A 20,640-nucleotide genomic window follows, 5' to 3' on the forward strand; every position below is an offset into this window, starting at 1 on the left:
CTTATAGATTAGTGCTAAGTGTCACAATGTGGGTGCCTCTTTCTGACGTGCAGATGCTGCATTAATTCCCAGGGTGCGACTATACAGAGACGTTGGAGAGGATTCTCGTGTTTTGCGCACTGTTTAGGGCGTTTCCGGCGAAACTGGATGCTAAAATCCTCGCTTCATGTCTTGCGGGGGAATCGTTGTGCGTAAATTGGCTTGGGTAATTGCGGTACTGGCGCTGGCGGGATGTGGGGAAGGGCGCGACGTCGAAGCACCCAAGCCGAAGCCGGCGGCGACCTCCACGCCGGCAGTCGCGGCGCCGCAGTGGGCTGTCGAGGTGCGAGGCCAGACGCCCCAGGCCGTCAGCGACCTGACGGGCTGGCTGATCGAGCACAGCTTCATGTCCAGTGTCGTCAGGGAAAATGGCAAGGATCGGGTCCTGGTCGGGCCGTTGGGTTCCGAGGCTGAAGCTCAGGCGAAACAGGAGCAGATCAATGCTGCGCTGGTACGAGCCAAGAAGCGCAACATCGAGACCTTGGTCGTGGACTTTCCGCCAGCACGATAATCAGACAAAACCAAACCTGTGGGAGCGAGCTTGCTCGCGATAGAGCCATTGCCAGTCAGCGTCAATGTTGCGGGTCCACCGCTGTCGCGAGCTCGCTCCCACAGTTGAGCTGTGCCGTTCGTATAGGCCAGGTCAGCCGCAGGCCTTCAGGTCCACCGGTCCGACGAATTCGTTTCCACGCCCCATCACGCATGCCACGCTCTGGTTGCGCTGGCGCTCCCACGCTTGCACCGGGTAGGTCTTGTCCCAGGCTTCGTACAGGCGCCGGTCCTGTTTGGAGAGCCGCAGGCCATATTGTTTGCTCATGTAGAAATAGGTCCTGGCGATCATCCCGCGGATGGAAGGGCGGGGCATGACTTTTTTGGCCTTGAAGTCCACCTGGGTCAGGCACGAGCCGTATTGGCCCTTCTGCACCGGCAACCAGCCGAAGCTGAAGTTGCTGCGATCGCCATTGACCTCGCCAATGCTGGGCACCAGGTTGTGAAGGTCGGCCTCGGCCCGTTGGTAGACCGGGTCGTAGCGAGTGCAGTTCTTGCGCCCACCTTGTTGCCAGCATTGACGCTGATGGCCGATATGCCAGGCCGGAACGATATGTTCCCACTCGATGCGGGCGGCGCGACTGGCATTTTTGCGGGGTACATAACCGCAGGCGGCGAGGTTCACGCGGTTGCCGGTGTATTTGCAGCCGCAGTAGAACTCGGTGGATTGGGGGGCATAGAGCTTCCAGGCGACTTTCTTGGCTTCGTTGAAGGTACGGGGCGCTCCAGCCTGTGCGCCCATGGCAACGAAGACGAGCAATAAAACCAGACAGCGGAAATTCATCAAGCTCAATCTTCCTTCGGCACAACCCAGAAAACCTGCACGCCGCCATCGTCGCGATAGGCGAGGGTGACGTTGTCGTTCTCGTCGATTTCTGCCAGCAGGCGTTCCCATTCCTCCACCGGCTCATCGGGCAGGCGAAAGATCAGAGCGGCCTTGGCATTTTGTGCGGTGGGCGCGTTGATGATCTTCGAGACCCGTAGACCGAGTCGTGCATAGGAGTCTAAGGGGGTAGTTGCAGCGGAGGGCATGGCCACAGGATTATCCTTATTAAGCTGTACGTGCATACAGTATTTAACCGTAGGCATTTACGCAACTGCTTAAATTTCAAGAAAATCGTCTGACAGCGCTTTTTTCATTTTGATGTAGGACGAAGGTGATTTTTTACCGGACCTGGTAATGGGCCCGTGGGGCGGACGATGAAAAAAGCGGTGCCCGACCGGGCTCGGTCGGGCGGGGGAAATCAATATTCCCAGAAAATTCGCTGCAACTCCTTGCTGTCTTGGGTCTTGGTCAGGGCAACCATTGCCAGGATACGGGCCTTTTGAGGATTCAAGTCGTGGGCTACGACCCAGTCGTATTTGTCGTCAGGCTGTTCGGCGTTTCGCAGTACGAAACCACCTGCGTTGGCGTGTGACGAACGAATGATCTGCACGCCTTCCTTGCGCAAGGCCTGCAACGACGGAACGACTCGCGAAGACACCGAACCGTTGCCGGTGCCGGCGTGGATGATCGCCTTGGCGCCGGATTGGGCCAGGGCCTTGTACGCGGTGTCGCTGACGTTGCCGTAGGAGTAGGCAATTTCCACGTCCGGCAGGCTCTTGATGGTCTTGATGTCGAACTCCGAACCGGAGGTGTGGCGCTTGGCCGGCAGGCGGAACCAGTAGGATTTGCCTTCCACTACCATGCCCAACGGGCCCCACGGGCTTTTGAATGCTTCGGTCTTGATGTTGATCATCTTGCTCACATCACGGCCCGACTGGATTTCATCGTTCATGGTCACCAGTACGCCCTTACCGCGCGCTTCCTTGCTGCTGGCGACCGCCACGGCGTTGTAGAGATTGAGCATGCCATCGGCAGACATTGCGGTGCCGGGCCGCATCGAGCCGACGACAATGATCGGTTTGTCGGTTTTCTCGACAAGATTCAGGAAATAAGCGGTCTCCTCCAGCGTGTCGGTGCCGTGGGTGATGACGATGCCGTCGACATCCTCGCTGTCGGCCAGCTCGGCGACACGGCGTCCCAGTTGCAAAAGGTTTTCGTTGGTGATGCTCTCCGATGCGATCTGCATCACCTGTTCGCCGCGCACGTTGGCCAACCGGCTGAGCTCCGGTACGCCGGCGATCAGTTGTTCGATACCAACCTTGGCTGCCTGGTAGGTGGCGCTGTTGGCGGAGCTCGCGCCGGCGCCGGCGATGGTGCCGCCCGTGGCGAGGATGACGACGTTGGAGAGCTTTTGCTCAACCGGGTTTTCTTTCGCCTGAAGGGCGCTGGGCAGGAGCAGCAAGAGGGCCAAAGCGCCCGGAACAAGAGTCTTTAAGGCAGATGTCATTATTTTTCTCTCTAGTCATGAGGATTCATCTAGATGCTCCGGCAGACCTGAATGCCGAGAGCACTCCTCTCAGAGCACGATCCGTACCACTGCTGCGCAAGCGTGGGTCTACCTTCTAACGCCTTGAAAATCAAAACGATGTGTATTTGAGAAGATGCCCCTTCGGTGGATGCATGGCCGGATTTCCGAACATCAAGCTGTTTGCTGTTCGGTTAACCGGAGCAGAACGGTCTGAAGGAAGGTTGGGTTGTGAGGCTAAAGAAAACGCGCCAATGGACGATCTACCTTGTAGGAATTCATTCATGGAGCGAGACATGAGCTTTTCAATCGGCTTTCCAAATGCCGCCGCCGTCACCATCGGCGGTAAATCCGCAGCGACGTTGAATGCCTTGAGCGAGGCAACCGCCGATGCTGCCGACCAAGCCCTTGGCGAAACGCAAGCGCCCGGTAAGGTGCGCGCGAACCTGCATACCGACGCCGAGAGCAAGACCGAAAAAAGCGACAGCACCCAAAGCATCGCCATGAAAGTCCTGCTCAAGCGCATGCAAGAGCTACAGCAGCAACTGCGTGAGCAACAGCAGCAGCTCGCCGCTGCGCAGGCGCGTCCTTATTCCACGCCTGAAGCCAAGACTGCCGCGGTCATGGCCATCCAGGGACAGATCGCCGATACCACCGGTGCGCTGCAGGAAGTCACGGGCAGCTTGATCAAGGAATTGGCGAAGGATTCCAGTTCTGGGACGTTGGTCAACACCACGGCTTGATCCACAATGTTCCGGATAAAACCGGAGCGTTGACAAAACGCCGATGCTTTACCATAGTTCATTCCACGCAAACGTTTGCGCAGTCGTCGTATGACGATTTTTGCTCACAATAATCATAAAATCGGAGTGAACCCATGAAGCTGCCATTCGCTGGTCGCCTGCTCGCCGTTGCCATGCTCGCGACCGCATCCGCTGCGCTGCCTTTCTCCTCGGCGCTCGCCCAGACTCCCGAAAAACCCAAGGTTGCCCTGGTCATGAAATCCCTGGCCAACGAATTCTTCCTGACGATGGAGGATGGCGCCAAGGCTTATCAGAAAGAACACTCCGCCGACTTCGACCTGATCTCCAACGGGATCAAGGATGAAACCGACACCGCCAACCAGATCCGCATCGTCGAGCAGATGATCGTGTCCAAGGTCGACGCGCTGATCATCGCGCCTGCCGATTCCAAGGCCATGGTTCCGGTGATCAAGAAAGCCGTCGATGCCGGCATCACTGTGATCAACATCGACAATCAACTCGATCCAGCGGTGGTCAAGAGCAAGAACATCACCGTGCCTTTCGTAGGCCCTGACAACCGCAAGGGCGCTCGCCTGGTGGGTGAATACCTGGCCAAGGAGCTCAAGGCTGGTGACGAGGTGGGTATCATCGAAGGCGTGTCGACCACCACCAACGCCCAGGCGCGCACCGCGGGCTTCAAGGATGCGATGGAGGCCGCGCAGATCAAGGTCGTTTCCCTGCAATCGGGCGATTGGGAGATCAACAAGGGCAACCAGGTTGCCTCGTCGATGCTCAGCGAATACCCGAACATCAAGGCGCTGCTGGCCGGCAACGACAGCATGGCGGTAGGTGCGGTCTCGGCCGTGCGCGCGGCTGGCAAGGCGGGCAAGGTGCAAGTGGTCGGCTACGACAATATCAACGCCATCAAGCCGATGCTCAAGGACGGCCGTGTCCTGGCCACAGCCGACCAGTTCGCTGCCAAGCAGGCTGTGTTCGGCATCGAGACCGCATTGAAAATGCTCAAGGGCGAAAAAGTCGACAGCGGCGCCAACGGCGTTATCGAAACTCCGGTCGAGCTGGTGACCAAGCAGTAATCCTGGCGACACAACGGCGCTCGCCCGTCCGGGCGGGCGCATTGGAGAGTTTGTTATGTCCGTTCGCGACCCGAACGCTGTCCTGTGCGTCAGCGGTATCGGCAAGACCTATGCCCAGCCGGTACTGAGCGATATCAACCTGACGTTGATGCGCGGTGAAGTGCTGGCGTTGACCGGTGAAAATGGCGCCGGCAAAAGTACCTTGTCCAAGATCATCGGTGGGCTGGTCACGCCGACGACGGGGCAGATGCAGTTCCACGGGCAGGATTACCGTCCCGGCAGCCGGACCCAGGCGGAAGAGCTGGGCGTGCGCATGGTGATGCAGGAACTCAACCTGCTGCCGACTCTTTCCGTGGCCGAGAACCTGTTCCTCGACAACCTGCCCAGCCACGGCGGCTGGATCAGTCGCAAGCAATTACGCAAAGCGGCGATCGACGCCATGGCCCAGGTGGGGCTCGATGCAATCGATCCCGACACGCTGGTCGGTGAACTGGGCATCGGTCATCAGCAGATGGTCGAGATCGCCCGCAACCTGATCGGCGATTGCCATGTGCTGATTCTCGATGAGCCGACCGCGATGCTAACGGCCCGCGAAGTCGAAATGCTCTTCGAGCAGATCACCCGCTTGCAGGCCCGCGGCGTCTCGATCATTTATATCTCCCATCGCCTTGAGGAACTGGCGCGGGTGGCCCAGCGCATTGCGGTGCTGCGCGACGGCAACCTGGTCTGCGTCGAGCCGATGGCCAACTACAACAGTGAGCAGTTGGTGACGCTGATGGTCGGTCGGGAGCTGGGCGAGCATATCGACCTGGGCCCGCGCCAGATCGGCGCCCCCGCGCTGACCGTGAAGGGCCTGACCCGTTCCGACAAGGTCCGCGATGTGTCGTTCGAAGTTCGCAGCGGTGAAATCTTCGGTATCTCCGGGCTGATCGGGGCAGGGCGCACAGAGCTGTTGCGGTTGATCTTCGGCGCGGATGTAGCCGACAGCGGTACGGTGGCACTGGGCTCGCCAGCCAATGTGGTCAGCATCCGTTCCCCGGCCGATGCGGTGGCCCACGGCATTGCCTTGATCACCGAGGATCGCAAGGGCGAGGGCTTGCTGTTGAGCCAATCCATCGCCGCCAACATCGCGCTGGGCAACATGCCGGAGATATCCAGTGCCGGCCTGGTCAATGGCAGCGCGGAGCAGGCCTTGGCGCAGCGGCAGATCGACGCCATGCGCATCCGCAGTTCCAGCCCGACGCAGCTGGTGTCCGAATTGTCTGGCGGCAACCAACAGAAAGTGGTGATCGGCCGTTGGCTCGAACGCGATTGCTCAGTACTGCTGTTCGACGAGCCGACCCGTGGCATCGACGTCGGCGCCAAGTTCGATATTTATGCGTTGCTGGGTGAACTGACTCGCCAGGGCAAGGCGCTGGTCGTGGTCTCCAGTGACCTGCGGGAACTGATGTTGATTTGTGACCGGATCGGTGTGCTTTCCGCCGGGCGCCTGATCGACACATTCGAGCGCGACAGCTGGACCCAGGATGACTTGCTTGCCGCCGCGTTCGCCGGCTACCAGAAACGTGATGCGCTGCTCAACGAAGCGGCGCCTAGGGATCTCTCATGAAAACCGCACCTGCCGTCGGCAAATCCAATGGCAACTTTTATGGTCTGGGCACTTACCTGGGCCTGGCTGGCGCCTTGCTCGCCATGGTCGCGCTGTTCTCGGTCCTGAGCAGCCACTTTCTTTCCTACGACACCTTCAGCACCCTCGCCAATCAGATCCCCGATCTCATGGTGCTGGCGGTCGGCATGACCTTTATCCTGATCATCGGCGGCATCGATTTATCGGTGGGCTCGGTGCTGGCGTTGGCGGCTTCGACAGTCAGCGTGGCGGTGCTGGGCTGGGGCTGGAGCGTCTGGCCATCGGCCTTGCTTGGCATGGCCGTGGCGGCATTGGCGGGCACGGTCACCGGTTCGATTACCGTGGCATGGCGTATCCCGTCGTTTATCGTTTCGCTGGGTGTGCTGGAAATGGCCAGGGGCCTGGCGTACCAGATGACCGGCTCGCGGACCGCCTATATCGGCGACTCCTTCGCCTGGCTGTCCAATCCGATTGCCTTCGGTATTTCGCCTTCGTTCATCATCGCCTTACTGGTGATCTTTGTTGCCCAAGCGGTGTTGACCCGCACGGTGTTCGGGCGCTACCTGATTGGCATCGGCACCAATGAAGAAGCCGTGCGCTTGGCCGGCATCAACCCCAAGCCCTACAAGATCCTGGTGTTCAGCCTGATGGGCTTGTTGGCCGGTGTTGCGGCGCTGTTCCAGATTTCTCGCCTGGAAGCGGCGGACCCCAACGCAGGCTCGGGGCTCGAGCTGCAAGTCATCGCCGCCGTGGTCATCGGCGGCACCAGCCTGATGGGCGGGCGCGGCTCGGTCATCAGCACCTTTTTCGGCGTGCTGATCATTTCGGTGCTGGCGGCAGGCCTGGCCCAGATCGGCGCGACCGAGCCGACCAAACGCATCATCACCGGCGCGGTGATCGTGATTGCAGTGGTGCTCGATACGTACCGCAGCCAGCGCGCCAGTCGGCGGGCTTGAACCATGGCGACGATCAAGGATGTGGCGGCGCTTGCCGGGATTTCCTACACGACCGTGTCCCATGTGGTGAACAAGACGCGGCCGGTCAGTGACGAGGTGCGGCGCAAGGTCGAGGCCGCCATCGAACGCTTGGACTATGTGCCCAGCGCCGTGGCGCGCTCGCTCAAGGCCAAGACCACGGCCACCATTGGCCTGCTGGTGCCCAACAGCCTCAACCCGTACTTTGCCGAACTGGCTCGGGGGATCGAGGATTACTGCGAGCGCAATGGCTACTGCGTGATCCTATGCAATTCCGACGACAATCCGGACAAGCAGCGCAGTTATCTGCGGGTGCTGCTGGAAAAACGTATCGACGGATTGATCGTGGCGTCGGCCGGGGGCGATGTCGGCCTGGCCGAGGGCCTGACCAACGTGCGTACGCCCATGGTGATCGTTGACCGTGGCCTGGATGGCGTCGATGCGGACCTGGTCCGTATCGACCATGAATATGGCGCGTACCTGGCCACCCGGCATCTGCTGGACCTGGGCCATCGCGACATTGCCTTCATTGGCGGGCCGGCGGACACCAGCGTGGCACAGATGCGCCTGGCGGGTTATTGCCGTGCGCTGAAGGAGGCGGGGATCGAGCTGCCCGTCGAGCGCATGCTCGAGAGCGATTTCACCAGCATCGGCGGTTACCGTGCGGCGGCCCAATTGCTTGGGCAACGGCCGCCCAGCGCGATTTTCGCTGCCAACGACATGATCGGCATCGGTGCATTGCGCGCCGCCGCCGAACGCAATGTGCGCGTGCCCAGTGAGCTGTCGATCATCGGTTTCGACGATATTCAGATGAGCCGTTATGTCTACCCGGCGCTGACCACTGTGGGGCAGTCGATCCTGGACCTGGGCGAGATGGCGGCCGAGGTGTTGCTGCGGCGCATCGCAACGCCGGGGCTTGCCACTGACCAGCGGATCGTGACGCCCAGCATTGTCTTGCGAGAATCGACTGCACCGGTGCCCGGTACATTCGCCCAATACCGCTGAACCGAATTGATGAGTAATGATGTATGCCAGCAAAAGTAGTGGTGATAGGCAGCCTGAACATGGACCTGGTGACGCGTGCGCCGCGTCTGCCTCGTGGTGGGGAAACCCTGATTGGCGAGTCGTTTTCCACCATCCCGGGGGGCAAGGGCGCCAACCAGGCGGTGGCCGCCGCGCGCCTGGGTGCGCAAGTGTCCATGGTCGGTTGCGTCGGCAATGACGCCTATGGACAGCAGTTGCGTGGCGCGCTGCTCGCCGAGGGCATCGATTGCCAGGCGGTCAGCGTGGTGGAGGGCTCCAGTGGCGTTGCGCTGATCGTGGTCGATGACAACAGCCAGAACGCGATCGTCATCGTTGCCGGCGCCAATGGTGAGCTGACGCCCGGCGTCCTCGATAGTTTTGATGCGGTGCTGCAAGGCGCCGATGTCATTATCTGCCAACTGGAAGTGCCGGACGCCACCGTAGGGCATGCGCTCAAGCGCGGCCATGAGCTTGGCAAGATCGTCATTCTCAATCCGGCGCCGGCCTCCCATGCCCTGCCGGGCGACTGGTACGCCTACGTCGACTACCTGATCCCTAACGAAAGCGAAGCGATGGTCCTCAGTGGCCTGGCCGTGGATTCCCTGGAGACCGCCGAAGCCGCCGCGACGCAGTTGCTCGCGGCGGGTGCCGGCAAAGTCATCGTAACGCTGGGTGCCCAAGGGTTGCTGTTCGCCAACGGAGCGAGCTTCGAACACTTCCCCGCGCCGCGGGTCAAGGCGGTTGACACAACCGCGGCAGGCGATACGTTCGTCGGCGGGTTCGCGGCGGCCCTGGCGAACAGTAAGGACGAAGTCGAGGCCATTCGTTTCGGGCAGGTCGCCGCTGCGCTGTCGGTCACTCGCGCGGGCGCGCAGCCCTCTATTCCTGCATTGTCGGAAGTTCAGGCGTTCGAATCATGAAAAAGACTCCTTTGTTGAACATCGCCCTGTCACGCCTGGTCGCTTCCCTTGGGCATGGCGACAAGGTGGTGATTGGTGATGCCGGGCTGCCGGTGCCGCCACACGTCGAACTGATCGACCTTGCGTTGACCCATGGCGTCCCCGATTTTGTCAGTACCTTGAACGTGCTGCTCAGCGAGATGCAGGTCGAAAGCCATGTATTGGCGCAGGAAATTATCGACAAGCAACCGTCAGCCCTGGCGACGTTGGAGGCGCTGCACGCCGAAGGCGCCTTAGGCGCGCGGGCGTTGGTCAGCCATGAGCAGTTCAAGGTGCTTACTCGCGAGGCGAGGGCGGTCATTCGCACCGGAGAATGCTCACCGTACTGCAACGTGGTGCTGATCGCGGGCGTCACGTTCTAGATATTCACAACCTGCACAAGGAGTGCGCCATGCACCGCTATGCTCAAAAAATGCATCAACTGTTGCGGAGTCTGCTGCTTTTGTCATTCATCACGGCTACAAGCGCCCAGGCGGCAGAGAAGATCGACTTGATCATCGACACCGATCCGGGCGCCGATGATGTGGTTGCGCTGTTGTTCGCGCTGGCATCCCCCGAGGAGTTGCACGTTCGCGCGTTGACCACCGTGGCGGGGAACGTGCGCCTGGACAAGACTTCCCGCAATGCGCGCCTGGCCCGTGAGTGGGCGGGTCGCGAAGAGGTGCCGGTCTATGCCGGCGCGCCGAAACCGTTGATGCGCACGCCCATCTACGCGGAAAACATCCACGGCAAGGAGGGTTTGTCGGGTGTCACGGTGCACGAGCCGAAGAAAGGCTTGGCCGAGGGCAATGCCGTCAATTACCTAATCGACACGCTTAAGGCGGCCAAGCCCCACAGCATCACCATTGCCATGCTCGGCCCGCAGACGAACCTGGCCTTGGCGCTGGTCCAGGAGCCCGGGATCGTTCAGGGGATCAAGGAGGTGGTGATCATGGGTGGCGCGCACTTCAACGGCGGCAATATCACGCCGGTGGCCGAATTTAATTTATATGCCGATCCTCAGGCGGCGGAGATCGTCGCCAAAAGCGGTGTGAAGCTGACCTACCTGCCCTTGGACGTGACTCACAAGATCCTTACCAGCGAGACACGCCTGAAGCAGATCGCTGCGCTGAACAACAACGCGAGCAAGTTGGTCGGCGATATTCTCAACGAATACGTCAAGGGCGACATGGAGCACTACGGCATGACGGGCGGGCCGGTGCACGATGCAACCGTGGTCGCCTACCTTCTCAAGCCGCAGCTGTTTAGCGGGCGTGCGGTCAACCTTGTGGTGGACAGCCGTGAAGGGCCGACTTTCGGCCAGACCGTCGTCGATTGGTACGACGGCCTGAAAGCGCCAAAAAATGCTTTTTGGGTGAAGGACGGCGATGCCCAGGGGTTCTTCGATCTGCTGACCGAGCGATTGGCGCGGCTCAAGTAACGCATCTCAAGGCAACCCCGCAGGCGTCTGCCTGCGGGAACCTTATGCAGTTGTCTCAATGATGCTCGGATAGCGCTCGAACGCTTGCTTGACGAAGTTCTGCGCGGCCTGCGTCCCGAGTTCTTTCACCAGCAACTCGATGCTGAGGATCGCCAGTTCTTCCGGGCTGCCTGGGCTGTACGAGCTGTGGCCCTGCGCCCATTTTGCATTGATGGTGGCTTCGATGCTGACGGTGCTCATGTCGGGGGCTCGCAGGTTGGGAAATCTGTAGGCTGAGTTAAGCATTTTTGGAGTGGGTTTGGCAGTGCGACTTAGGCATCAGGCGAGCACTGTGCGACACTCGGTTTTTTATTTTTCCCGGGGGCTCCTACGTGCAGATCGATTTGAAGGATCCTGAGGCGTTCACCCTCGAGGCCGTGCGTGATTTGCTCGCGTCCGCCAGTGATGACGAACATACCCAGTTGCGTGTGACCAAGGCTGGCATTGCCTATCTTTCCTCGGGTGTCGTAGGCGGTGCCGACATCGCAGGTTTGTTGTTTCGGCTTGAAACCTGGGCGAAGGGTTCGGGGTATGTCGGAAACGTTGCGGCGAGCGATGAGGTCTGGGTGATGCAAATCTACAATGCATTGAAAGACAACTGGCCGAACCCGCCCTTCGATTACATCGACATCTACTGAGCGCCATTCATATTCAGTCACGATTGAGCGGTGAACAGCTGGGCAGGGCTCAGGCAAACTGCCGTTTTTCCAGATGAGGGCACCATGATGGCCTTGGCGTTGAAACCAAGTTTCGTTTGGGTTGTCGCACGCTCTCTGCTATTTCACTGAAAAAGGAGGCTTCATGCCTTGGAAGCTCGCGTCACTGAGTACTTTGCTGGCCGCTGCGCTCTTGAGCGGTTGCAGCAGCACCTCTGAATCGACCCCTGATCCCGTGACGGCCGAAACCGGGCATAGTCGCTGCGAGGCGAAGGCTGCCGAGTTCGCGATTGGCAAGCAGGCCTCGCCCCAGTTGCTGGAGCAGGCGCGGAGCCGTTCCGGCGCGCAAAACGCCCGTATTCTCAAGCCCAACGACATGGTGACGCTTGAGTACCGCTCCGATCGCTTGAACCTCAATACCGATGCCAAGCTGGTGGTCAACCGGGTCAATTGCGGCTGATTGGTTTTAAGCTGACCATAAAAAACCCCGTCACATGGACGGGGTTTTTTTAGCGCGCCGGGAAATTACTCTGGGCGAACTTGTGCAGCTTGCATACCCTTTTGGCCTTTCTCAGCCACGAAGGAAACAGTCTGGCCTTCTTTCAGGCTTTTGAAACCGTCGCTTTCGATAGCTTTGAAGTGTACGAACAGGTCGTCACCGCCACCTTGAGGAGTGATGAAGCCGAAGCCTTTTTCATCGTTGAACCATTTAACGGTGCCGGTTTGGCGATTAGACATGGTGTATCTCCAAGAAACATATATTTTCAGTGTACTGTGCTGCTCAGGCCAACTGGGCACACCCGGGTATCATAGTCGAAATGTTCGATTTGGGAGCCCCCCGGACGAGCTGTTTGCCAATCAGTCGTGTTTTCTTTACCGTCTGAACGGGCTGGAAGCCCCGGTTTCAAAGGCTTTCAGCCGAACGTAAAGACGATAAAAAAAGCTGAAAAACCTGCAAAAATCGTAGGAAAAAGCGCTTATTCAAGCCTTTTTACCCCTGTCGGGCGCCTTCCTGATGCCCAAACCGTCATTTTTTCGCAGGCGGATTCGCCTTGCATTTGGCGATCTGGCCGAGGGCTTTCTGTTGCAGTTCAGGGGTGGCCTTGTTGTCCATCAGAGCCTGGATATCACTGGCCGGATAGGATTTGATGGCGTCGGCGCCACAGGCGCAGTGTGACTTGGCCGCTGCCGCGCCGATCTGTGGCGTTGCCGCCTGGGTGCACTGGGCCATGTATTTTTCGCGCTCGCCCTTTGGCCAGTCGGCATGGGCGGCAATCGGGAGCAGCAGGGCGAGGGGGGCGACTACTGCGAATAACGTATTCAGACGCATGCTGAGATGCTCCTTTCGGGTCGATGTCTTGGTATCTGAGGGGTTGCGGGCGCTTCAGTTCAGCACTTTGGCATAAAAGCCCCGCTTTACGTTCGCTCCAACGCGAGCGCGGCGATGACCGTTCATCTGTGTTAGCATGCCGGGCTCGGGTATTTTCAGGCTCCGGATGACGACAAGTCCCGGCGGCGGCAAATGTTCGACTAACCCTGATTTGAATCCCAGTCACTCTGGTTCGGTTTTCCCGGTTGGCCGCAAGGCTCCTGCCGCTGTAAGGCAGGCGTTCGTCATTGAATGGCCTGGACTGGATCTTGTACTGGCTCATCCCAACCCACGTGACCTTTGGTAGGGGTCACCACTAGGAGAGGAGGCGCCATGCCAACTATTACTCTTCCCGACGGCAGTCAACGTTCATTCGACCACCCGGTTTCCGTAGCCGAGGTCGCCGCATCCATTGGCGCGGGCCTGGCCAAGGCCACCCTGGCCGGCAAGGTCAACGGCAAACTGGTCGACGCCAGCGATGTCATCGACAGCGATGCCACGCTGCAAATCATCACGCCCAAGGATGAAGAGGGGCTGGAGATCATTCGTCACTCCTGCGCGCACCTGGTCGGTCATGCGGTCAAGCAGCTGTACCCGAGCGCGAAGATGGTCATCGGGCCGGTCATCGACGAAGGCTTCTATTACGACATCGCCTTCGAGCGTCCTTTTACCCCGGACGACATGGCCGCGATCGAGCAGCGCATGCAGCAGCTGATCGAGAAAGATTACGACGTCATCAAGAAAGTCACCCCGCGCGCCGAAGTCATCGAAGTCTTCAAGGCCCGTGGCGAGGACTACAAGCTGCGTCTGGTGGAAGACATGCCGGACGAGCAGGCCATGGGCCTGTACTACCACGAAGAATACGTCGACATGTGCCGCGGCCCGCACGTGCCGAACACGCGTTTCCTGAAATCCTTCAAGCTGACCAAGCTGTCCGGCGCCTACTGGCGTGGCGACGCGAAGAACGAACAGTTGCAGCGCGTCTACGGCACGGCCTGGGCGGACAAGAAGCAGCTGGCGGCCTACATCCAGCGTATCGAAGAGGCTGAGAAGCGCGATCACCGCAAGATCGGCAAGCGCCTGGGCCTGTTCCATACCCAGGAAGAATCCCCGGGCATGGTGTTCTGGCACCCGAACGGCTGGACTCTGTACCAGGTGCTAGAACAGTACATGCGCCAGGTCCAGCGTGAGAACGGCTACCTCGAAATCAAGACGCCGCAAGTGGTCGACCGCAGCCTCTGGGAGAAATCCGGGCATTGGGCCAACTACGCCGACAACATGTTCACCACCCAGTCGGAAAACCGCGACTACGCCATCAAGCCAATGAACTGCCCGTGCCACGTGCAGGTATTCAACCAGGGCCTGAAGAGCTATCGCGAGCTGCCGATGCGCCTGGCCGAGTTCGGTGCTTGCCACCGTAACGAGCCATCGGGTGCGCTGCACGGCATCATGCGCGTGCGGGCGTTCACTCAGGACGACGCGCACATTTTCTGCACTGAAGAGCAGATGCAGGCTGAATCCGCCGCGTTCATCAAGCTGACCATGGACGTCTACCGGGACTTCGGCTTCACCGAAGTTGAAATGAAGCTGTCCACTCGTCCGGAAAAACGCGTCGGTTCCGACGAACTGTGGGATCGCGCCGAGGCCGCCCTGGCCGCCGCCCTCGACAGCGCGGGGCTTGCGTACGAGCTGCAGCCGGGCGAGGGCGCATTCTACGGTCCGAAGATTGAATTCTCGTTGAAAGATTGCCTTGGCCGCGTCTGGCAATGTGGTACCTTGCAGCTCGATTTCAACCTGCCGATCCGTCTGGGCGCTGAATATGTGTCCGAAGACAACAGCCGCAAGCACCCGGTCATGCTTCACCGCGCGATCCTCGGTTCCTTCGAGCGTTTCGTCGGGATCCTGATCGAGCATTACGAGGGTGCGTTCCCCGCGTGGCTGGCGCCGACCCAGGCAGTGATCATGAATATCACTGATAAACAGGCAGATTTTGCCGCCGAAGTCGAAAAAACTCTCAATCAAAGCGGATTTCGTGCCAAGTCCGACTTGAGAAATGAAAAGATCGGCTTTAAAATCCGCGAGCATACTTTGCTCAAGGTTCCCTTTCTCTTGGTTATTGGAGATCGGGAGGTCGAGATGCAGACTGTCGCTGTGCGTACTCGTGAAGGTGCTGACCTGGGCTCGATGCCCGTCGCCGAATTCGCCGAGTTTCTCGCGCAAGCGGTTTCCCGGCGTGGTCGCCCAGATTCGGAGTAATTATTATTAAGCGTGAAATGAGACAAGATAAACGAGCTGCACCGAAAGCCCCGATCAACGAGAATATCTCGGCACGCGAGGTTCGGTTAATTGGCGCTGATGGCGAGCAGATTGGCATCGTCTCGATTGATGAAGCGCTTCGTATTGCTGAAGAAGCCAAGCTTGATCTGGTGGAAATTTCCGCGGACGCAGTCCCACCCGTTTGCCGGGTGATGGACTACGGCAAGTCGATCTTCGAAAAGAAGAAGCAGATTGCCGCGGCGAAGAAAAACCAGAAGCAGATTCAGGTAAAAGAAATCAAGTTTCGTCCAGGGACGGAGGAAGGGGATTACCAGGTAAAACTGCGCAACCTGGTACGTTTCCTGAGTGACGGGGACAGGGCCAAGGTATCCTTGCGATTCCGCGGCCGTGAGATGGCCCACCAGGAGCTGGGGATGGAACTCCTCAAGCGGGTTGAACAAGACCTGCTCGAGTACGGTTCGGTCGAACAGCATCCTAAGATGGAAGGACGCCAGCTGATCATGGTCATCGCCCCGAAAAAGAAGAAGTAATCACCAGGGCACGGCAGGCCTTGCGATTATGTTTATCAACTGAATGCGGAGTATCCGAACATGCCAAAGATGAAAACTAAAAGTGGTGCTGCTAAGCGGTTTCTGAAAACTGCTAACGGCATCAAGCACAAGCACGCTTTCAAGAGCCACATCCTGACCAAAATGTCGACCAAGCGTAAGCGTCAACTGCGCGGTAGCAGCTTGCTGCATCCGTCTGACGTGGCAAAAGTCGAGCGCATGCTGCGCCTTCGTTAATTTTTGGATCAAGAATAGAGGAAGTAACTCATGGCTCGTGTAAAGCGTGGCGTCATTGCCCGTAAGCGTCACAAGAAAATTATGAAACTTGCTAAAGGCTACTACGGTGCGCGTTCCCGCGTATTCCGTGTTGCCAAGCAAGCCGTAATCAAGGCAGGCCAATACGCCTACCGTGACCGTCGTCAGAAAAAACGTCAGTTCCGCGCTCTGTGGATCGCTCGTATCAACGCTGGTGCTCGTACCTACGGTCTGTCCTACAGCCGTTTCATCGCCGGCCTGAAAAAAGCGTCCATCGAGATCGACCGTAAGGTTCTGGCTGATCTGGCAGTGAACGAAAAAGCGGCGTTTGCTGCGATTGTCGAGAAAGCTAAAGCCACCTTGGCTTAAGTACCCCCGGCAGTCACCGGGGCTCACCTCTGTGAGCCCGGGTGCCAAACGTCATAAATAGGGGAAGAGCCTTAAAGCTCTTCCCCTATTTTGTATCTGGAGTCTGTACATGGAAAACCTGGACGCGCTGGTCGCTCAAGCACTAGAGGCTGTGCAAAGCGCTGAAGATATCAATGCCCTGGAGCAAATCCGGGTTCACTACCTTGGCAAGAAAGGCGAGTTGACTCAGGTGATGAAGACCCTGGGGAACCTGCCGGCCGAAGAGCGTCCGCAGGTTGGTGCGCTGATCAACGTCGCCAAGGAACGTGTCACAGAAGTCCTCAATGCGCGCAAGGCGCTGTTCGAGGAGGCGGACCTGGCGGCCAAGCTCGCGGCCGAATCCATCGACGTGACCCTGCCTGGCCGTGGCCAGACTTCCGGTGGCCTGCATCCGGTGACCCGGACGCTGGAACGCATCGAGCAGTTCTTCACCCGCATCGGCTATGGCATTGCCGAGGGTCCTGAGGTCGAAGACGACTACCACAACTTCGAGGCGCTCAACATCCCAGGCCACCACCCGGCCCGGTCGATGCATGACACCTTCTATTTCAATGCGAACATGTTGTTGCGCACCCATACCTCTCCGGTACAGGTCCGCACCATGGAATCGCAGCAGCCGCCGATCCGCATCGTCTGCCCAGGCCGTGTGTACCGTAGCGACTCCGATATCACCCATTCGCCGATGTTCCATCAGGTCGAAGGCCTGCTGGTGGATCGCGACATCAATTTCGCTGACCTGAAAGGGACTATCGAAGAGTTCCTGCGGGTGTTCTTCGAAAAAGAACTGGCCGTGCGCTTCCGCCCTTCCTATTTCCCGTTCACTGAGCCATCGGCCGAAGTCGACATGGAATGCGTGATGTGCAGCGGCAAGGGCTGCCGCGTCTGCAAGCAGACGGGCTGGCTGGAAGTCATGGGCTGCGGCATGGTTCACCCGAACGTGCTGCGCATGTCCGGGATCGATCCGGAAGGATTCTCGGGCTTTGCCTTCGGCATGGGCGTGGAACGCTTGGCCATGCTGCGTTACGGCGTGAACGACTTGCGTCTGTTCTTCGACAACGACTTGCGGTTCCTCGCGCAATTTCGCTAGTCGTAACGAACCTTTAGGAGAGCAGGATGAAATTCAGTGAACAATGGCTGCGCGGCTGGGTTAGCCCGCAGGTAAGCCAGGACGAGCTGGTTGCTCGCCTGTCGATGGCCGGTCTTGAGGTCGATAGCGTGACGCCGGCCGCCGGCGCATTCAGTGGCGTGGTGGTGGGGGAGGTGCTGAGCACCGAACAACACCCTGACGCGGACAAGCTGCGGGTTTGCCAGGTCAGCAGTGGCGGGGAAACGTTCCAGGTCGTGTGCGGTGCACCAAACGTGCGTCCCGGCCTGAAGATCCCGTTTGCCATGATCGGCGCAGAACTGCCGGGTGACTTCAAGATCAAGAAAGCCAAGCTGCGCGGTGTCGAGTCCAACGGCATGTTGTGCTCCCAAGCCGAATTGCAGGTTGGCGAAGGCAACGATGGCCTGATGGAGTTGCCGGCGGATGCGCCGGTCGGCAAGGATTTTCGTGAATACCTGGGCCTGGACGATGCGAGCATCGAAGTCGACCTGACGCCGAACCGTGGCGACTGCCTGTCAGTGGCTGGCCTGGCCCGTGAAGTCGGCGCGTTGTACGCCACCCCGGTCACTCGCCCGGTGGTTGCGAGTGTCCCGGCCGTGCATGACGAAGTCCGTCCGATCGAAGTCTTGGCGCCGAGCGCATGCCCGCGTTACCTGGGCCGCGTGATCCGCAATGTCGACCTGTCCAAGCCGACCCCGCTGTGGATGGTCGAGCGTCTGCGACGCTCCGACGTGCGCAGCATCGACGCGGCTGTCGACATTACCAACTATGTAATGCTTGAGCTGGGTCAGCCGCTGCACGCATTCGATCTCGCCGAAATCAACGGCGGCATCCGCGTGCGCATGGCTGAAGAAGGTGAAAAGCTGGTGCTGCTCGATGGCCAGGAAGTGGCCTTGCGCAGCGATACGCTGGTGATTGCCGACCATACCCGCGCCCTGGCGATTGCAGGCGTGATGGGTGGCGAGCACAGTGGCGTCTCCGCCACCACCCGTGATGTATTCCTTGAAAGCGCCTTCTTCGACCAGATCGCCGTCGCCGGCAAGGCTCGTTCCTACGGCCTGCACACTGACGCCTCGCACCGCTATGAGCGTGGCGTGGATTGGCAACTGGCCCGTGAAGCCATGGAGCGCGCCACTGGCCTACTGCTGGAAATCACCGGTGGCGAAGCCGGCCCGATCATCGAAACCGTCAGCGAACAGCACCTGCCGAAGATCGCGCCGGTGACGCTGCGTGCCCAGCGCATCACCCAGATGCTCGGCATGGAAATGGACCCGGCCGAAGTCGAGCGTCTGCTCAACGCCTTGGGCCTGACCGTCCGTGCCGAGGGGGAAGGGCAGTGGCAGGTCGAAGTGCCAAGCCATCGCTTCGATATTAGCCTGGAAGTCGATCTGATCGAAGAGCTGGCCCGCTTGTACGGCTACAATCGCCTGCCGGTCCGCTATCCCCAGGCTCGCCTGGCCCCGCAAGCCAAGGCAGAGGCCCGCAGTGACCTGCCGGAGCTGCGTCGCCTGCTGGTGGCTCGTGGGTATCAGGAAGCGATCACCTACAGTTTCATCGATCCGCGTCAGTTCGAATTGTTCAGCCCAGGTGTTGAGCCACTGCTGTTGGCCAACCCGATCTCCAATGACATGGCCGCCATGCGCTCGTCCCTGTGGCCGGGCCTGATCAAGTCGCTCCAGCACAACCTGAATCGCCAGCAGGACCGCGTACGCCTGTTCGAAAGCGGCCTGCGTTTTGTCGGTCAGTTGGACGGCCTGAAGCAAGAGCCAATGCTGGCCGGTGTCGTTTGCGGCAGCCGCCTGCCGGAAGGCTGGGCCCAAGGTCGTGATGGCGTGGATTTCTTCGACGTCAAGGCCGACGTGGAAGCGGTGCTGGGCTTTGCTGGTGCGCTCGGCGCGTTCACCTTCGTGCCTGGCAAGCATCCGGCGCTGCACCCGGGTCAGACCGCGCGCATCGAGCGAGACGGTCGTGAAGTCGGTTATGTCGGCGCGATCCACCCTGAGTTGTCGAAGACGCTGGGTCTTGATCGCCCAATCTTCGTTTTCGAGCTGGTCCTGGCTGAAGTCGCCCAAGGAAAAATGCCGAAATTCCAGGAGTTATCGCGCTTTCCTGAAGTGCGTCGCGACCTTGCCTTGATAGCCGATGTCGGCGTTGCATCCAGTGCCGTACTGGCAGTAATCCGTGAAAATGCAGGCGAATGGCTGACGGACCTCAGGCTATTTGACGTGTATCAAGGTAAAGGCATTGATCCGCATAGAAAAAGCCTTGCAGTCGGCTTGACCTGGCAGCATCCATCGCGCACTCTTAATGACGATGAGGTGAATACCGCAACGCAGAATATCCTCACCTCGCTCGAACACAGGTTGAACGCCACGTTAAGGAAGTGACGTATGGGGGCTCTGACGAAAGCTGAGATGGCGGAACGTCTGTATGAGGAGTTGGGCCTGAATAAACGGGAGGCCAAAGAATTGGTCGAACTGTTTTTCGAAGAAATCAGGCACGCTCTCGAAGACAACGAGCAGGTCAAATTGTCCGGATTCGGCAATTTCGACCTTCGGGACAAACGCCAGCGGCCTGGCCGCAATCCGAAAACGGGAGAAGAAATCCCGATCACGGCTCGCCGTGTGGTCACCTTTCGTCCAGGGCAGAAGTTGAAGGCCCGAGTTGAGGCTTATGCTGGAACCAAGTCATAACGACGAACTACCCGTCATCCCGGGCAAACGCTACTTCACCATTGGTGAAGTCAGCGAGCTGTGTGCGGTTAAACCGCACGTGCTGCGCTATTGGGAGCAGGAGTTTCCTCAACTCAATCCGGTCAAGCGCCGCGGAAACCGACGGTATTATCAGCGCCAGGACGTGCTGATGATCCGGCAGATCCGCGCGCTGCTGTACGACCAGGGGTTCACCATCGGCGGAGCGCGCCTGCGCCTCTCCGGTGACGAGGCCAAGGACGATACAACCCAGTACAAACAGATGATCCGCCAGATGATCGCCGAGCTCGAAGATGTACTGGTGGTGCTCAAGAAATAAATTTCTGCTTTTAAATACTTCCAGTTTTCAAAAGCTTGCGATATATTCCTGAGCGTTCCGTTGAGAAGCGGAACAAGATTCACGCCTAGTCGGGGCGTAGCGCAGTCCGGTAGCGCACTAGCATGGGGTGCTAGGGGTCGAGTGTTCGAATCACTCCGTCCCGACCATATTTTT

General features: G+C 59.2%; 25 protein-coding genes and 1 tRNA gene. 20 read left to right on the forward strand and 6 right to left on the reverse strand.

Going from position 1 to position 20,640, the window contains the following annotated elements:
- The first annotated feature begins 187 nt into the window (after positions 1 to 187).
- Positions 188 to 550 (forward strand): SPOR domain-containing protein, encoded by a 363-nt coding sequence (locus tag J3P90_RS09245; RefSeq protein WP_420765822.1) that lies wholly within the window; start codon positions 188 to 190, stop codon positions 548 to 550.
- Positions 551 to 682: 132 nt separating this feature from the next.
- On the opposite strand, the gene J3P90_RS09250 is transcribed toward J3P90_RS09245, so the two are convergent.
- The 3 genes from J3P90_RS09250 to J3P90_RS09260 all read right to left on the reverse strand — a co-directional run bounded on the left by J3P90_RS09250 (position 683) and on the right by J3P90_RS09260 (position 2,921).
- Positions 683 to 1,372 (reverse strand): endonuclease, encoded by a 690-nt coding sequence (locus J3P90_RS09250; protein WP_434606640.1) that lies wholly within the window; start codon positions 1,370 to 1,372, stop codon positions 683 to 685.
- A gap of 5 nt (positions 1,373 to 1,377) precedes the next feature.
- Positions 1,378 to 1,677: a DUF1654 domain-containing protein gene (locus J3P90_RS09255; protein ID WP_434606637.1), complete on the reverse strand. Its 300-nt coding sequence runs from the start codon at positions 1,675 to 1,677 to the stop codon at positions 1,378 to 1,380.
- Between the two features lie 155 nt (positions 1,678 to 1,832).
- Entirely contained in the window at positions 1,833 to 2,921 is a 1,089-nt protein-coding gene (locus J3P90_RS09260; RefSeq protein ID WP_420765825.1) for an asparaginase, read from the reverse strand.
- A gap of 314 nt (positions 2,922 to 3,235) precedes the next feature.
- Here J3P90_RS09260 and J3P90_RS09265 point away from each other — a divergent pair, with 314 nt between their 5' ends.
- The 8 genes from J3P90_RS09265 to J3P90_RS09300 all read left to right on the forward strand — a co-directional run bounded on the left by J3P90_RS09265 (position 3,236) and on the right by J3P90_RS09300 (position 10,779).
- The gene (locus J3P90_RS09265; protein WP_420765826.1) at positions 3,236 to 3,682 is read left to right on the forward strand and encodes a hypothetical protein; all 447 of its coding nucleotides are present in this window, start codon (positions 3,236 to 3,238) and stop codon (positions 3,680 to 3,682) included.
- 134 nt (positions 3,683 to 3,816) lie between these two features.
- On the forward strand, positions 3,817 to 4,776 hold the full coding sequence (locus J3P90_RS09270; protein WP_420765827.1) for a sugar ABC transporter substrate-binding protein: 960 nt from the start codon (positions 3,817 to 3,819) through the stop codon (positions 4,774 to 4,776).
- 55 nt (positions 4,777 to 4,831) lie between these two features.
- Positions 4,832 to 6,385, forward strand: coding sequence for a sugar ABC transporter ATP-binding protein (locus tag J3P90_RS09275; protein ID WP_434559673.1), 1,554 nt, complete (start codon positions 4,832 to 4,834; stop codon positions 6,383 to 6,385).
- On the forward strand, positions 6,382 to 7,359 hold the full coding sequence (locus J3P90_RS09280) for an ABC transporter permease (protein WP_039592822.1): 978 nt from the start codon (positions 6,382 to 6,384) through the stop codon (positions 7,357 to 7,359). Before J3P90_RS09275 ends, J3P90_RS09280 begins: the two co-directional genes overlap by 4 nt.
- A gap of 3 nt (positions 7,360 to 7,362) precedes the next feature.
- Complete coding sequence (locus J3P90_RS09285; protein WP_420765829.1) at positions 7,363 to 8,382, forward strand: LacI family DNA-binding transcriptional regulator; 1,020 nt, start codon at positions 7,363 to 7,365, stop codon at positions 8,380 to 8,382.
- A 23-nt stretch (positions 8,383 to 8,405) separates the two neighbouring features.
- On the forward strand, positions 8,406 to 9,320 hold the full coding sequence (gene rbsK, locus J3P90_RS09290) for a ribokinase (RefSeq protein WP_434606631.1): 915 nt from the start codon (positions 8,406 to 8,408) through the stop codon (positions 9,318 to 9,320).
- On the forward strand, positions 9,317 to 9,721 hold the full coding sequence (gene rbsD, locus J3P90_RS09295; RefSeq protein WP_434606628.1) for a D-ribose pyranase: 405 nt from the start codon (positions 9,317 to 9,319) through the stop codon (positions 9,719 to 9,721). Before rbsK ends, rbsD begins: the two co-directional genes overlap by 4 nt.
- Before the next feature lie 29 nt (positions 9,722 to 9,750).
- Complete coding sequence (locus J3P90_RS09300; protein ID WP_434559667.1) at positions 9,751 to 10,779, forward strand: nucleoside hydrolase; 1,029 nt, start codon at positions 9,751 to 9,753, stop codon at positions 10,777 to 10,779.
- Between the two features lie 42 nt (positions 10,780 to 10,821).
- On the opposite strand, the gene J3P90_RS09305 is transcribed toward J3P90_RS09300, so the two are convergent.
- On the reverse strand, positions 10,822 to 11,019 hold the full coding sequence (locus tag J3P90_RS09305; protein WP_434559665.1) for a hypothetical protein: 198 nt from the start codon (positions 11,017 to 11,019) through the stop codon (positions 10,822 to 10,824).
- Between the two features lie 131 nt (positions 11,020 to 11,150).
- On the opposite strand from J3P90_RS09305, the gene J3P90_RS09310 reads away from it, so the two are divergent.
- The gene (locus tag J3P90_RS09310; protein WP_420765834.1) at positions 11,151 to 11,456 is read left to right on the forward strand and encodes a hypothetical protein; all 306 of its coding nucleotides are present in this window, start codon (positions 11,151 to 11,153) and stop codon (positions 11,454 to 11,456) included.
- Positions 11,457 to 11,619: 163 nt separating this feature from the next.
- Positions 11,620 to 11,934, forward strand: coding sequence for an I78 family peptidase inhibitor (locus J3P90_RS09315; RefSeq protein ID WP_434606621.1), 315 nt, complete (start codon positions 11,620 to 11,622; stop codon positions 11,932 to 11,934).
- A gap of 65 nt (positions 11,935 to 11,999) precedes the next feature.
- Here the strand turns inward: J3P90_RS09315 and J3P90_RS09320 are convergent, their stop codons facing one another.
- Together J3P90_RS09320 and J3P90_RS09325 are read right to left on the reverse strand one after the other, a co-directional pair.
- Entirely contained in the window at positions 12,000 to 12,212 is a 213-nt protein-coding gene (locus J3P90_RS09320; RefSeq protein WP_003179963.1) for a cold-shock protein, read from the reverse strand.
- A 289-nt stretch (positions 12,213 to 12,501) separates the two neighbouring features.
- A complete protein-coding gene (locus J3P90_RS09325) occupies positions 12,502 to 12,804 on the reverse strand; it encodes a hypothetical protein (protein WP_420765836.1) in 303 nt (100 codons plus the stop codon).
- Positions 12,805 to 13,176: 372 nt separating this feature from the next.
- Here J3P90_RS09325 and thrS point away from each other — a divergent pair, with 372 nt between their 5' ends.
- From thrS to J3P90_RS09370, 9 genes are all read left to right on the forward strand, one after another.
- On the forward strand, positions 13,177 to 15,099 hold the full coding sequence (thrS, locus tag J3P90_RS09330) for a threonine--tRNA ligase (RefSeq protein ID WP_420765837.1): 1,923 nt from the start codon (positions 13,177 to 13,179) through the stop codon (positions 15,097 to 15,099).
- Positions 15,099 to 15,650 (forward strand): translation initiation factor IF-3, encoded by a 552-nt coding sequence (infC, locus tag J3P90_RS09335; RefSeq protein WP_169432615.1) that lies wholly within the window; start codon positions 15,099 to 15,101, stop codon positions 15,648 to 15,650. Before thrS ends, infC begins: the two co-directional genes overlap by 1 nt.
- Before the next feature lie 60 nt (positions 15,651 to 15,710).
- Positions 15,711 to 15,905, forward strand: a complete 195-nt coding sequence (gene rpmI, locus J3P90_RS09340; protein ID WP_002553160.1) for a 50S ribosomal protein L35 — start codon at positions 15,711 to 15,713, stop codon at positions 15,903 to 15,905.
- 30 nt (positions 15,906 to 15,935) lie between these two features.
- Positions 15,936 to 16,292 (forward strand): 50S ribosomal protein L20, encoded by a 357-nt coding sequence (gene rplT / locus J3P90_RS09345; protein WP_039592831.1) that lies wholly within the window; start codon positions 15,936 to 15,938, stop codon positions 16,290 to 16,292.
- A 109-nt stretch (positions 16,293 to 16,401) separates the two neighbouring features.
- Positions 16,402 to 17,418 (forward strand): phenylalanine--tRNA ligase subunit alpha, encoded by a 1,017-nt coding sequence (gene pheS, locus J3P90_RS09350; RefSeq protein ID WP_434676172.1) that lies wholly within the window; start codon positions 16,402 to 16,404, stop codon positions 17,416 to 17,418.
- Between the two features lie 26 nt (positions 17,419 to 17,444).
- Positions 17,445 to 19,823 carry a phenylalanine--tRNA ligase subunit beta gene (pheT, locus tag J3P90_RS09355; protein WP_434676173.1) on the forward strand — a complete coding sequence of 793 codons (2,379 nt, stop codon included), beginning with the start codon at positions 17,445 to 17,447 and terminating at the stop codon, positions 19,821 to 19,823.
- Between the two features lie 3 nt (positions 19,824 to 19,826).
- Positions 19,827 to 20,129: an integration host factor subunit alpha gene (gene ihfA, locus J3P90_RS09360; RefSeq protein WP_002553164.1), complete on the forward strand. Its 303-nt coding sequence runs from the start codon at positions 19,827 to 19,829 to the stop codon at positions 20,127 to 20,129.
- The gene (locus J3P90_RS09365) at positions 20,110 to 20,466 is read left to right on the forward strand and encodes a MerR family transcriptional regulator (protein WP_003179985.1); all 357 of its coding nucleotides are present in this window, start codon (positions 20,110 to 20,112) and stop codon (positions 20,464 to 20,466) included. The genes ihfA and J3P90_RS09365 overlap by 20 nt, the downstream gene beginning before the upstream one ends.
- A 90-nt stretch (positions 20,467 to 20,556) precedes the next feature.
- Positions 20,557 to 20,633 (forward strand) — tRNA-Pro (locus J3P90_RS09370).
- The last annotated feature ends 7 nt before the right edge of the window (positions 20,634 to 20,640 follow it).

The organism is Pseudomonas sp. D3-10 (assembly GCF_051132175.1).
GTDB lineage: Bacteria > Pseudomonadota > Gammaproteobacteria > Pseudomonadales > Pseudomonadaceae > Aquipseudomonas.